The organism is Rhodococcus sp. P4_E4, from assembly GCF_056401575.1.
Map to the genome: position 1 here is coordinate 1 of NZ_JBFUJB010000034.1, position 12158 is coordinate 12158.

At 63.8% G+C, this 12158-nt stretch carries 13 protein-coding genes; 7 read left to right on the forward strand and 6 right to left on the reverse strand.

Translation table 11 applies throughout. The features are described from left to right. Both ppgK and AC1DVN_RS29400 read left to right on the forward strand, forming a co-directional pair. A partial coding sequence (gene ppgK / locus AC1DVN_RS29395) for a polyphosphate--glucose phosphotransferase (RefSeq protein ID WP_477994659.1) occupies positions 1–463 on the forward strand: 463 nt, incomplete at its 5' end. A 112-nt stretch (positions 464–575) separates the two neighbouring features. Next, entirely contained in the window at positions 576–2000 is a 1425-nt protein-coding gene (locus AC1DVN_RS29400) for an RNA polymerase sigma factor (protein WP_370333980.1), read from the forward strand. Here AC1DVN_RS29400 and AC1DVN_RS29405 read toward each other — a convergent pair. The 4 genes from AC1DVN_RS29405 to AC1DVN_RS29420 all read right to left on the reverse strand — a co-directional run bounded on the left by AC1DVN_RS29405 (position 1997) and on the right by AC1DVN_RS29420 (position 4933). Further along, a complete protein-coding gene (locus AC1DVN_RS29405) occupies positions 1997–2785 on the reverse strand; it encodes a tyrosine-protein phosphatase (RefSeq protein WP_477994660.1) in 789 nt (262 codons plus the stop codon). The two genes, AC1DVN_RS29400 and AC1DVN_RS29405, sit on opposite strands and share 4 nt — an antisense overlap. 21 nt (positions 2786–2806) lie before the next feature. Further along, complete coding sequence (locus AC1DVN_RS29410; RefSeq protein WP_003943778.1) at positions 2807–3979, reverse strand: cation:proton antiporter; 1173 nt, start codon at positions 3977–3979, stop codon at positions 2807–2809. 7 nt (positions 3980–3986) lie between these two features. After that, the gene (locus AC1DVN_RS29415) at positions 3987–4469 is read right to left on the reverse strand and encodes a cation:proton antiporter regulatory subunit (RefSeq protein ID WP_021344116.1); all 483 of its coding nucleotides are present in this window, start codon (positions 4467–4469) and stop codon (positions 3987–3989) included. An 86-nt stretch (positions 4470–4555) separates the two neighbouring features. Continuing rightward, entirely contained in the window at positions 4556–4933 is a 378-nt protein-coding gene (locus tag AC1DVN_RS29420; RefSeq protein ID WP_477994662.1) for a DUF952 domain-containing protein, read from the reverse strand. Positions 4934–5167: 234 nt separating this feature from the next. Between AC1DVN_RS29420 and AC1DVN_RS29425 the strand changes: the two genes are divergently transcribed. Beyond that, positions 5168–5359: a DUF7455 domain-containing protein gene (locus AC1DVN_RS29425; protein ID WP_003942643.1), complete on the forward strand. Its 192-nt coding sequence runs from the start codon at positions 5168–5170 to the stop codon at positions 5357–5359. 133 nt (positions 5360–5492) lie between these two features. On the opposite strand, the gene AC1DVN_RS29430 is transcribed toward AC1DVN_RS29425, so the two are convergent. After that, on the reverse strand, positions 5493–7271 hold the full coding sequence (locus AC1DVN_RS29430; protein ID WP_477994663.1) for a DEAD/DEAH box helicase: 1779 nt from the start codon (positions 7269–7271) through the stop codon (positions 5493–5495). A gap of 256 nt (positions 7272–7527) precedes the next feature. Between AC1DVN_RS29430 and AC1DVN_RS29435 the strand changes: the two genes are divergently transcribed. Next, positions 7528–8775 (forward strand): YihY/virulence factor BrkB family protein, encoded by a 1248-nt coding sequence (locus AC1DVN_RS29435; RefSeq protein ID WP_477994665.1) that lies wholly within the window; start codon positions 7528–7530, stop codon positions 8773–8775. Here AC1DVN_RS29435 and AC1DVN_RS29440 read toward each other — a convergent pair. Further along, a complete protein-coding gene (locus AC1DVN_RS29440; RefSeq protein WP_003942602.1) occupies positions 8748–8984 on the reverse strand; it encodes a DUF3039 domain-containing protein in 237 nt (78 codons plus the stop codon). The genes AC1DVN_RS29435 and AC1DVN_RS29440 overlap by 28 nt on opposite strands. Before the next feature lie 83 nt (positions 8985–9067). Between AC1DVN_RS29440 and AC1DVN_RS29445 the strand changes: the two genes are divergently transcribed. The 3 genes from AC1DVN_RS29445 (at position 9068) to AC1DVN_RS29455 (ending at position 12084) form a co-directional block, all read left to right on the forward strand. After that, the gene (locus AC1DVN_RS29445; protein WP_019748237.1) at positions 9068–9427 is read left to right on the forward strand and encodes a DUF3099 domain-containing protein; all 360 of its coding nucleotides are present in this window, start codon (positions 9068–9070) and stop codon (positions 9425–9427) included. 26 nt (positions 9428–9453) lie between these two features. Further along, positions 9454–10953: a DUF7782 domain-containing protein gene (locus AC1DVN_RS29450; RefSeq protein WP_477994667.1), complete on the forward strand. Its 1500-nt coding sequence runs from the start codon at positions 9454–9456 to the stop codon at positions 10951–10953. Between the two features lie 159 nt (positions 10954–11112). Beyond that, a complete protein-coding gene (locus AC1DVN_RS29455; protein WP_003942639.1) occupies positions 11113–12084 on the forward strand; it encodes a sigma-70 family RNA polymerase sigma factor in 972 nt (323 codons plus the stop codon). Positions 12085–12158: the final 74 nt, after the last annotated feature.

Sequence of the window (12158 nt, forward strand, 5' to 3'; positions counted from 1 at the left end):
AGTCACCGTCCTCAACGACGCCGACGCCGCCGGAATTGCCGAGGACTCGTTCGGCGCGGGCAAGGACACCTCCGGCGTCGTGATCCTCTTGACCTTCGGCACCGGAATCGGATCTGCCGTGTTGCACAACGGAGTTCTGTTGCCCAACACCGAGTTCGGCCACCTCGAGGTCGACGGCAAGGAAGCCGAGCATCGAGCGGCGTCGTCGGTGAAGGAAAAAAAGGACTGGAGCTACAAGGAGTGGGCGGTCGAGGTCTCCCGAGTTCTGACCACCTTCGAGAACCTGCTGTGGCCTGATCTCTTCATCGCCGGAGGCGGAATCAGCCGCAAGCACGAGAAGTGGATTCCGCACCTGACCAACCGCACGAAGGTCGTCCCCGCCACCCTCCTCAACACCGCGGGAATCGCCGGAGCTGCGCTCGCGTCGGTCGGACTGACCAGGCCGGCCCCCGTCGCCGGATGAGAAAACCTGCACGTGAAAAGCGGAAAATCTACCTGTTACGGCCCGCCGTGACGTAAGAGTTTCCTGAGAGTCGTTACAATGGTGAAGTCCGGCTGCGCGCCGGCCAACAACCATTGACCTCTCCGCCGGATCACCACTCTGGCGTGACGCCGCACGACACCGTCACGAAAGGGCGTACGTGGCAGCCACCGATACACGTCAGACTGCTGATTCTCCATCAGAGTCAGAGCCACAATCTCCAGCCGTGGAGGCGGCCACCGTCACCGCTCCGGCAGCCAAGAAGGCTCCGGCGAAAAAGGCTCCCGCCAAGAAGGCAGCAGCAAAGAAGGCTCCGGCCAAGAAAGCTCCGGCCAAGAAGGCAGCAGCTAAGAAGGCCAGCCCCAAGAAGGCCGGCGATCCTGATGCCGAAGACGGCGATGTCGAGTTGGAAGACATCGACATCACGGACGGCGACCTTGCCGAGGTCGAGTCCGATGTCGTCGAGGTCGTAGCAGTCGGCGAAGACGAAGAGACCGCTGCAGAGCCGTCCGAGAAGGACAAGGCTTCCGGCGACTTCGTCTGGGACGAGGAAGAGTCCGAGGCCCTTCGCCAGGCACGCAAGGACGCCGAACTGACGGCGTCCGCCGACTCGGTTCGCGCTTACCTCAAGCAGATCGGCAAGGTCGCACTCCTCAACGCCGAAGAGGAAGTCGAACTGGCCAAGCGCATCGAGGCCGGCCTCTACGCCGTGCAGATCATGCAGGATCTTGCTGACAAGGGCGAGAAGTTGCCTGCGGCTCAGCGACGCGACATGAGCTGGATCTGCCGCGACGGCAACCGCGCCAAGAACCACCTCCTCGAGGCCAACCTCCGCCTGGTCGTCTCGCTGGCCAAGCGCTACACGGGCCGCGGCATGGCGTTCCTGGACCTCATCCAGGAAGGCAACCTCGGTCTGATCCGTGCAGTCGAGAAGTTCGACTACACCAAGGGTTACAAGTTCTCGACCTACGCCACGTGGTGGATCCGTCAGGCCATCACCCGCGCAATGGCCGACCAGGCTCGCACCATCCGCATCCCGGTGCACATGGTCGAGGTCATCAACAAGCTCGGCCGTATCCAGCGTGAGCTGCTCCAGGACCTGGGCCGTGAGCCCACGCCGGAAGAGCTTGCCAAGGAAATGGACATCACGCCGGAGAAGGTGCTGGAAATCCAGCAGTACGCGCGTGAGCCGATCTCTCTCGACCAGACCATCGGCGACGAGGGCGACAGCCAACTCGGTGACTTCATCGAGGACTCCGAAGCTGTTGTCGCAGTCGACGCCGTCTCGTTCACTTTGCTGCAGGATCAGCTGCAGTCGGTACTCGAGACGCTGTCCGAGCGCGAAGCCGGCGTGGTTCGCCTGCGCTTCGGCCTCACCGACGGCCAGCCGAGGACTTTAGACGAAATCGGACAGGTCTACGGCGTCACGCGTGAGCGTATCCGTCAGATCGAATCGAAGACGATGTCGAAGCTGCGCCACCCGTCGCGTTCGCAGGTTCTGCGCGACTACCTCGACTAGTCACACCAGCTACGCGAAGAAGAGCCGCTCTCCGGATTTCCGGAGAGCGGCTCTTTGCCGTACACCCGATCCACCGTGGCGAAAGACGTGTCCAGCCACGACTGTTCGACGCCGTCGATGAACGCACTCCCGGTGCGAGGTCCGGTGAGGTACTGGTTGCTGAGCATGTAGTCGGCGTTCACGTCGGCGCGGCTCACGCCGAGGAGGGTCAGTAGAACCGCAGTCATCCAGCCGGTACGGTCCTTGCCCGCCGAGCAGTGGTAGAGGACTGCACCCTCGGTGTTCGCGACGTTCACCAGAGCATCGTGGAATGCGCGGCTCGCCCCCGGATCGGTCGCCATCAACGCGTACATCGTGGGCATGTCCACCAGAGCCGGGAGGTTGGCGGGGTTGGTTCCGATGACGTCGAACCAGTTGGTTCGTGCCCCGTTCGGAATGCGGTCCTGCGAGAGCGTCCGTTCGACGACCGTGCGGAAGTCGTCCACCGATTCCACTCCGCGTTCGCTCAACGACGCGAGATCCGACGGCGTCAGCTTGTCGAGGGCATTCGAGCGAAACACCTTCCCCCACCGAACGGTCCGCCCCTCCTCGGTGACGTAACCGCCGATGTCACGCGCGTTCGACGCACCCTCGAGATGCAGCGATCGGTCTGCGGCAACCTGCGCAGCTGCAGGTCCGGCTTGTTCGAGCGCGGGTATTCCCCCGGCGAGCGCCGGCACCGGACCGCACGAGAGGATCACCGCGCACAGGACTGTCGCGGCGGGACGGGCGATTCTGTTCGACATCCGGACAGAATAGGGCCGCAATCAGGACTTCGTACGAACCTTGATGTACAACGAGGCAACCGGTTCGATAACTCTTGCCGCCACTGGACCGATGACCGCCATCAGGAGCACGTAAGCCGTTGCCAATGCCGCCAGTTCGGCGTCGACCGCACCCGCGGACACCGCCAGCCCGGCGATGATGATGGAGAACTCACCGCGGGCGATCAGGGCGGCACCGGCGCGCGCTTGACCCATTCGCGCGACACCCTGACGTCTGGCCGCCCAGGCGCCGGTGATCAGCTTCGTGATCGCGGTGACTACGGCCAGGATCGCAGCCCACCCGAGGACGGGCGGAATGGAACTGGGATCGGTGTTGAGACCGAAGACCACGAAGAACATTGCAGCGAACAGATCTCGAAGGGGCTCGAGCACGCGACTGGCATTGTGCGCCGTCGACCCCGAGATCGCGATCCCGAGGAGGAACGCGCCCACAGCCGCCGACACCTGCATCGCCGAACTGATGCCGGCAACCAACAGTGCGGCACCGAGCAGCTTGAGCAGGAGCGTCTCGCTGTCGGGACTGTCCAGGAGCGCGGAGACGTACCGCCCGTATCGCAGGGCCACAACAAGAACCACGGTGATGACCAACAACGAGATCCCGACCGCTTCGAGCCCGCCCATGAAGCTGACGCCCGCAAGCATCGCGGTCAGAATCGGCAGATACAGCGCCATCGCCAGGTCTTCGAACACCAGAATCGACAGCACGACCGGTGTTTCGCGGTTACCGAGGCGCCCCAGGTCGCTGAGCACCTTGGCGATGATTCCCGAAGACGAGATGTAGGTGACGCCGGCCATGACCGTCGCCCCCACGACGCCCCAGCCGAGAATCAAGCCGACCACCGCGCCGGGAGTCGCGTTGAGGACGATGTCGACGATGCCCGCTACGCGTGAGCGTTTGAGACCGGTCACGAGCTCGGCCGCGGTGTATTCGAGCCCCAACAGCAACAAGAGCAGGACGATCCCGATCTCACTTGCCAGATGGGAGAACTCGCCGATGTCTCCGAGTTGGATGAAACCGCCCTGTCCGAAGCACAGGCCGCCGATCAGGTAGAACGGGATCGGCGACATCCCCACGCGAGCAGCGAGCCGTCCGAGCAGTCCGAGCGCGAAGAAGACCGCGCCGAGTTCGATCAGTGCGAGGGTGGTTGTGTCCACGCGCCAGTCAGCCGTTGGCCAAGATTTTTGCCGCTGCGGCCAAACCGTCCGGCGTTCCGACTGCTACGAGAAGATCTCCCCCGGTGAAGGTGAAGTCGGGGTTCGGGGACGGGCTGACCTGTCCGGCACGCATGACGGCGACGATGGAGACTCCGGTACGCGTGCGCATGCCGGTGTCCCCGAGGGTCTGCCCGTCGTAGCGCGAACCGTCCTTGATGTAGAGCTGTTTGGTTCGAATGCCCGGAAGGTCACGGTGCTCTTCTTCGAGCTGCGCAACGAGCTGTGGGGCACCCAGGAGATTGCTGAGCGCTGCCGCTTCCTCGGTGGTCAGAGGCAGCGAGGCAGCACACGCGTCAGGGTCGTCTGCCTTGGACACGATGAGGTCGGTATGACCGTCCCGATGGGTGACGACACCCACGCGACGACCGGAAGACAGAACAAAATCCTTGCGCGTCCCGATCCCCGGTAGTGGGGTGACTTCTACGTTCATATACCAACGGTAGCGCCGATCGGCGACCTGCATCGCGTGAGGGCCACAATCCGCCGGGAGCACTTCGCGGCGAGCGAACCGGCGACCTACCGAACCGGCGAAAACACGCCGTTCTCGTCCGGAAGATACTCGACGACAGCGGTGACGGCTGCGACCGGAATCGGGGCGTACAGATGCGGGAATCGCATCGATTCCGGGTCAGAAGGGACACCCGGTTCGTACTTGACCTGACCACCGAGCAGGGCCGGATCGATGGCGAGAAGGACTATGTCTTCGCGGCCGGCGAAGATCCGATTCGCCGGGAGATGAACTTGCGCCGGAGTCGACATGTGAACAAATCCCTCCGCCTCGAATCCGTCGGGGATACGTTCGCCGTGCTGTTGTGCCCGCGCCCATTCCTCGCGCGTGCACATGTGGAGCAACTCGACGCTCTCGTCGACAAGTGGTTCGTGTCCCGGGTTCATCCGCCCAGAATATCGGGCTGAGGTCGGCGATTCGAATCAGCTGTCAGCGAACAATCTTCACCCGAGAATGCCTGCCCAGCGCATTTCCAGTGAGACACAACACTAAGAAACGCCTTCGGGAACAACCCGTAAACCCCAAACGTCTGTAAGAGTGGATCTACCGCGCCATTCCGACGCGGCGGACCAGGCCCCAGGCACGCGGCCCGAATGCCGCAAAGCCAGTACGGAGGAGTCATGCCCGGAACACTGACCAGCCCACAGTTGACCGCTGCCGACCGGTGCGACCGGTGCGGTGCCGGAGCACGCGTACGCGCCGTGCTTCCCACCGGCGGCGAGCTTCTCTTCTGCGGACACCACGCAACCGAACACGCGGATCGACTTCGCGAGATGAATGCCGTCGTCTCCGAAAGCGAACCCGCAATCTGACCTGTCAGCCGGGGGTGGCCTCTTCACGAGGCGCGCCATGAACGCCAGAACGGGCGATCACATTCACTGTGATCGCCCGTTCTGCCGTTCCGGGGCCGCAAGCACGCGAAGCGTACGGGACCAGTATCGGCTGCTACCAGCTGCGTAGGATCGCGATGCGCTCGGTCAGCTGATCGACAGTCGCGATGGCCGTCGGCGGGCCTCCGCACACTCGGCGAAGTTCCGCGTGAATGATGCCGTGTGGTTTGCCGGTGCGGTGAACGTTCATCGCCACCAACCCGTTCAGCTCCTTGCGGAGCGCTCCGAGCTGATCTGCCGTGGCCGCTCGATCGGATACCACTGCCGCCGGGGGTTGCGGTGCGGCGGCCTTGGCCGAGTTGGCCTCGACCTGTGTCTGCTGGCGTTGACGCAGCAATGCCCGCATCTGATCGGCGTCGAGTAGGCCTGGCAGACCGAGGTAGTCGGCTTCCTCGTCACTTCCGGCGAATGTCGCGGTACCGAAGGACGATCCGTCGTAGATCACCTGGTCGAGTTCGGCATCGGCGCCCAGGGACGTGAACGCCTTCTCCTCCTCGCCCAGCTCGTCCTTCTGCTTGTTCGCATCGGCGAGCAGGTCGTCTTCGAGGCCGTCCTTCTCACGATGCGGCTTGCCGAGCACGTGGTCACGCTGAGCCTCGAGCTGTGCAGCAAGGTCGAGAAGCACCGGCACCGACGGCAGGAAGACGCTGGCAGTTTCGCCCTTACGACGCGAACGCACGAAGCGCCCGATCGCCTGAGCGAAGTACAGCGGGGTCGACGCGCTGGTCGCGTACACACCGACCGCCAGACGGGGAACGTCGACGCCCTCGGACACCATGCGCACCGCGACCATCCATTTCTGGTCGCTCGCACCGAATTCGGCGATTCGCTTGGACGCGGTGGGGTCGTCGGACAGCACGACGGCCGGCTGTTCGCCGGTGATCGCTGTCAACGCCTTCGCGTACTCGCGGGCCACTGTCTGATCCGTCGCGATGACAAGTCCGCCCGCATCGGGCATACCCGTACTGCGCAGCTGCGCCAAACGGGTGTCTGCTGCTTGCAGCACGGCAGGAATCCAGTCGCCGGCAGGGTCCAAGGCCGTACGCCATGCCCGAGTCGTCTGCTCGGCGCTCAGCGGCTCGCCGAGCCGAGCGGTGAATTCCTCGCCGGCGTTGTTTCGCCACCGTGCCTCGCCCGAGTAGGCGAGAAACACGACGGGGCGAACCACGCCGTCCTTGAGGGCATCCGAATATCCGTAGGAGTGATCGGCTTTCGAGCGGAGCAGACCTTCCTTGTCCGGCTCGTACTCGACAAAAGGAATGGCACTGTCGTCACTGCGGAACGGAGTTCCGGTCAGTGCGAGACGCCTGGTCGCGTCGCCGAACGCCTCACGAATGGCGTCGCCCCAGCTCTTGGCGTCGCCGCCGTGGTGGATCTCGTCGAGGATGACCAGCGTCTTGCGGCCCTCGGTGCGCACACGGTGCTTCGACGGGTGCGAGGCAACCTGGGCGTAGGTCAGCACGACGCCGTGATAGTCACTCGAGGTCTGGCCGGTCGAGTTGGAGAACCGCGAGTCCAATGCCAGGCCGGATCGCTGAGCGGACTCCGCCCACTGGTGCTTGAGGTGCTCGGTCGGCGCCACGACGGTTATCTGGTCGACCGTCCGGTCACGGAGCAATTCCGAAGCTACCCGCAGAGCGAAGGTGGTCTTACCTGCTCCCGGCGTTGCAACCGCCAGAAAGTCACGCGGACTGCTGGAAAGGTACTTGGTCAGTGCACGGCGCTGCCATGCACGAAGGGAACCGGTAGGGGCGCCAGGTTGGGTTCCCGCGGATTGAGCTCCGGCGGGTTCGGGCGAATTGCCGAACCCGGCTGCCACGGTCTCAGACGTCATAGGCCGCGCCTCCACTGGAATCGCACTGTTGTCTCGCGCTCCTCGAATTTTCATCAATGTCCGGCGACGAGCCTAGCCGCCGCCACCGACGAAAGCCGCACTCGAAGCGCGTACTCATGGCCGTTCTCACTCCGGCCGGCGAGGTTTCGCTGCTCTCGCATCCTGCCGACCTGCACGCGAATTGTCTCAGAAATGTGCGACACGTCGGCGCCATGGTTGGGCAACCGGGTGTGTCGTCAGGGATGCTGGAGACATCATGAGTGAAGCGCGAGGCGAGAAGTCGAGCGGAAGTGATCTGCACCACCGCAGATGGCATCCGCTACGCCGCACCGGGCAGTTGATCGGTCGCACACTGAGCAAGGCCTGGGACGATTCCATCTTCGGAAAGGCGGCTACGGCCGCGTTCTGGCAAACGCTGTCACTGGCTCCCCTGCTTCTGGGCCTTCTCGGAATGATCGGCTACATCGGTGGGTGGTTCGGACCCAACACCGTCGAGATCATCGAATCCAAGATTGTCACGTTCAGCGGAACGATCTTCAGCGAAAGCGTCGTCGACCAGATCATCCGCCCGACGGTGACGGACGTCCTTCAGCGCGGACGACCGGAGATCATCTCGGTGGGCTTCCTGCTCTCCCTGTGGGCGGGATCGTCGGCGATCAGTACGTTCGTCGACTCGATCGTGGAAGCACACGGTCAGCAGGATGCGCGCAATCCCATCTGGCAGCGCATCTTCGCCCTGCTGCTCTACGTGATGTTCCTGGTGATGGCGGTGTTCATCCTGCCGCTGGTAGCTCTCGGGCCGACGCTCGTCGGGCGAGCACTGCCGGCCTCCTGGTACGTGGTCGGCTCGAATCTGGTCGACACGTTCTACTACCCCGCTGTCGGTCTGCTGGTGATCATCGGCCTCACGACGCTCTACAAAGTCGCTCTACCGAAGTCGCTGCCGTGGCATCGGCTGCTCGCGGGCGCGCTGGTCGCCGGTGTGTTCTTCATGGCCGCCAGTACCGGATTGCGCTGGTACCTGGGATTTGTCACCAGCACCGGCTACACGTACGGCGCACTGACAACGCCGATCGCCTTTCTGCTCTTCACGTTCTTCCTCGGTTTTGCCGTCGTCCTCGGCGCCGAGTTCAACGCGACGGTTCAGGAGTTCTGGCCGGCTCGTGCCACTCGGATGGAGCAGATGCGAGAGTGGCTTGCGGCTCAGAACACCGACGACGAGACCGGTCCGGTCACCAACCTGACCTGGCACCTGGCCACCAGCCCGATCCGCATCTCGGGCGACAAAGCGGATCCGGCCACGGTCCCCTCGTACGGGCGGCCCCGCAGCAGACAAACGGAGTCGCGCCAGAACTCGTGCGTCGACCAAGATCCCTGCGATGAACCGCACGCAGACGCGAAGAGCCCGGCGGCCGACTGCATCGAGGCTGTCGATCCGCCGAGCTCCGGAAGTACTCCCGCGCGCGTGACCCGAGGTCAGTCGCCCTTACGGAGTCCTTCGTAAATCTTCTTGCAGTCCGGGCACACCGGCGATCCCGGCTTGGCGGACTTCGTCACGGGAAACACCTCGCCGCACAGCGCGACGACATGGGTTCCCATGACGGCGCTCTCGGCGATCTTGTTCTTCTTCACGTAGTGGAAGAACTTCGGGGTGTCGTCGTCGGTCGTTTCGTCGGTGGAGACGTCGGGACGTTCCTTGGTTTGAGTGCTCACCCCTCCAATAATGCCGTCTCCGTCACAGCGGTGCGACCCACGGGTCGTGTGCAATTGTCGGCCGAGAGTGGAACAGTGGAGTCATGGCACGAAATGGCGCGTTCGGCAGGTCCGACGAGGCCGGGACTCCCGATAATCCCGTACTGATCACCGAAGCGCAGAAGTCCGTCGAAGAACAGCACAAAGCCCGAGTGCGCAAGTACATGATCATCATGTCCTTCCGGTTCCCGGCGTTGATCCTCGCGGCGATCGCGTACGGCATCTGGGCCAACGCCTGGATCTCGATGCTAATCATCGGTGCATCCATTCCGCTTCCCTGGATCGCCGTCCTGATCGCCAACGACCGACCACCGCGCACCAAGGACGAACCGAGCCGATACGACGGACGAAAGAAGACCGCAGGCGAGATCGAATCCGCGACGCACCACACCATCGAAGGCTGACAAGTTCCGCCTGCGAGAATGACGGGGTGAGAAGCGAAACGCTCCTGTCCATCACCCCTGCGCTGCGTGAGGCCCTGCTTCGCAATCGATTCGACACGGGAACCATGCTCGAGGCATTGGGTCCCGAAGTTCACGCCGCTCTCGGCCGAAGTGAGCCGGTACCCGTGCGCCGCGCCACCCGAGAGCTCGGGGACCTGGGCGTTCTCATCAGACTGTTCCTTCTCGCCGATGATTGCCCGGCAGGCGACGTCGCCGCGGCGTTGACTCCGCTGACAATTGCGCAGTGCGTCGACGCCGGCCTGCTCGAAGGTGAGAACTTCGACAGTGAGAATCCGCTCGTGCGGGCCGCGGTCGATCTTCGCCCCATCGACGTCGGCGACGGCGACCGTTGGGTGATCTCGGATCTCGACGGCGGAATCCGTCCCAAGAAGGCCACGGCCGATCACGTGCTGGGAGTCGGACATGCGTCACTGTCCTTGCTGCAGGCCACGCCCACCGCGACGGTCGGCAGCGTGCTCGACCTCGGTACGGGATGCGGCATCCAAGCCCTGCACGCGAACACATACGCGGATTCGGTCACCGCAACCGACATCAATCAACGCGCCGTCGACCTCACGGCCGCAACCATGGCGCTCAACGGACTGGACGTCGAACTGCTTCAAGGGTCCTGGTTCGAACCCGTCGAGGGTCGAACCTTCGACCAGGTGGTCGCCAATCCCCCGTTTGTCGTCGGCGAGGCACGCGTCCATCACACGTACCGCGATTCCGGCCTCGATCTCGACGGTGCGAGCGAATTGATGATCTCGCGCTCGATCGACTATCTGAACCCCGGCGGCATGGCAGCACTGTTGGCCTCGTGGGTGCACATCGAAGGACAGGACTGGCGTTCGCGGATCGCGTCGTGGCTGCCGGCGCACGGCGTCGACGCCTGGGTGGTGCAGCGCGACGTGGCGGACCCAGCTCTGTACGTCGGCACGTGGCTCAAGGACGGCGGGCAGGATCCGCGAGATCCGGAATCGGCATCGCGAGCAAACGCCTGGCTGGATCACCTCGAAGAAGCCGATGTCGAGGGCGTCGGCTTCGGTTTCGTGTTCCTTCGCCGCACCGACTCCCCCACCGACCTGATGGCCGAGGACCTCATGCACGGCTTCTCGGACCCGCTCGGGGCCGAGGCGCTCACTTACTTCGACCGTCTTGCCTGGTTGCGTGAACACGACGTCCTCGAGGAGCGATTCGTCCTGGATCCGGACACGGCTCTCGAGCGCGTCTACCTCCCCGGCGACGAGGGATGGCAGCAAGTGGTCACGCGTGTGCACCGCGGCAACGGACCGCACTGGCAGCACGAGATCGACGGGCTCGGTGCTGCGCTGCTGGCCGGGCTCCGAGCGGACGGACTGGTGGTCGACGAACTGGTGGAACTTCTTGCCGCGGCGAACGGCGAAGACCCGGACCAGCTACGTGAGGCCGTCGTCACATTGCTGGTCTCGCTTGTCCGGCACGGGTTGGTGCTTCCCGTCACGAACTGAGTTCCCGGTGAGTTGCAGATTTTTGTGTTCTCAGCAACTTCTCAGGACGACTGGGAAATAACTGCAGGTCACGGCGTTTTAGCGGAAATCGGCGCGGGAACTTTCCCGGAACTCTCACACGTTGAACTGTGTGAGAGACCGCCGATAGGGAGGCAAGTCATGACAAGCCCCAGCACCACTACTCGCATTCGTCCGAGCGCCGCAGATCTGGACGCCCAGAGCCCGGCCGCAGACCTGGTCCGCGTCTACCTGAACGGGATCGGTCGTACTGCACTGCTGACAGCAGCAGACGAGGTCGAACTGGCGAAGCGAATCGAAGCGGGGCTGTACGCCAGCCACGTCCTTGCCACGGGAAAGCGCCTGACAGTCGCTAAGAAGAGGGATCTCGCAACGATCGTTCGCGAGGGACAGTCGGCGCGTAGCCACCTCCTGGAAGCGAACCTGCGACTCGTCGTGTCGCTGGCCAAGCGCTACACCGGCCGCGGAATGCCGCTCCTCGATCTCATTCAAGAAGGCAACCTCGGACTCATCCGTGCCATGGAGAAGTTCGACTACGCCAAGGGCTTCAAGTTCTCGACGTACGCCACCTGGTGGATCCGTCAGGCGATCACCCGCGGAATGGCTGATCAGAGCCGCACCATCCGGCTCCCAGTCCACCTCGTGGAGCAGGTCAACAAGCTCGCCCGCATCAAGCGTGAACTGCACCAGCAGCTCGGGCGCGAAGCGACGGACGACGAGTTGGCCGAAGAGTCGGGCATCCCGGCGCACAAGATCGCGGACCTGCTCGACCACAGTCGCGACCCGGTAAGCCTGGACATGCCAGTCGGCAACGACGAAGAAGCTCCCTTGGGCGACTTCATCGAAGATTCCGAGGCGACTTCGGCGGAGAACGCCGTCATCGCCGGTCTGCTGCACAGCGATGTGCGCAGCGTGCTCGGGACGCTCGACGAGCGCGAGCAGCAGGTCATCCGACTTCGCTACGGTCTCGACGACGGCCAGCCTCGCACACTCGATCAGATCGGCAAGCTCTTCGGCCTCTCGCGTGAGCGGGTTCGTCAGATCGAGCGTGAGGTCATGGGCAAGCTCCGCGTCGGCGATCGCGCCGAGAAACTGCGGTCCTACGCCAGCTGATCAAACAACACAGCACGTGCGTCAGCGCGCCACACCACTCGCGCTGACGCACCGCACAAAGCACCGGCCACCGC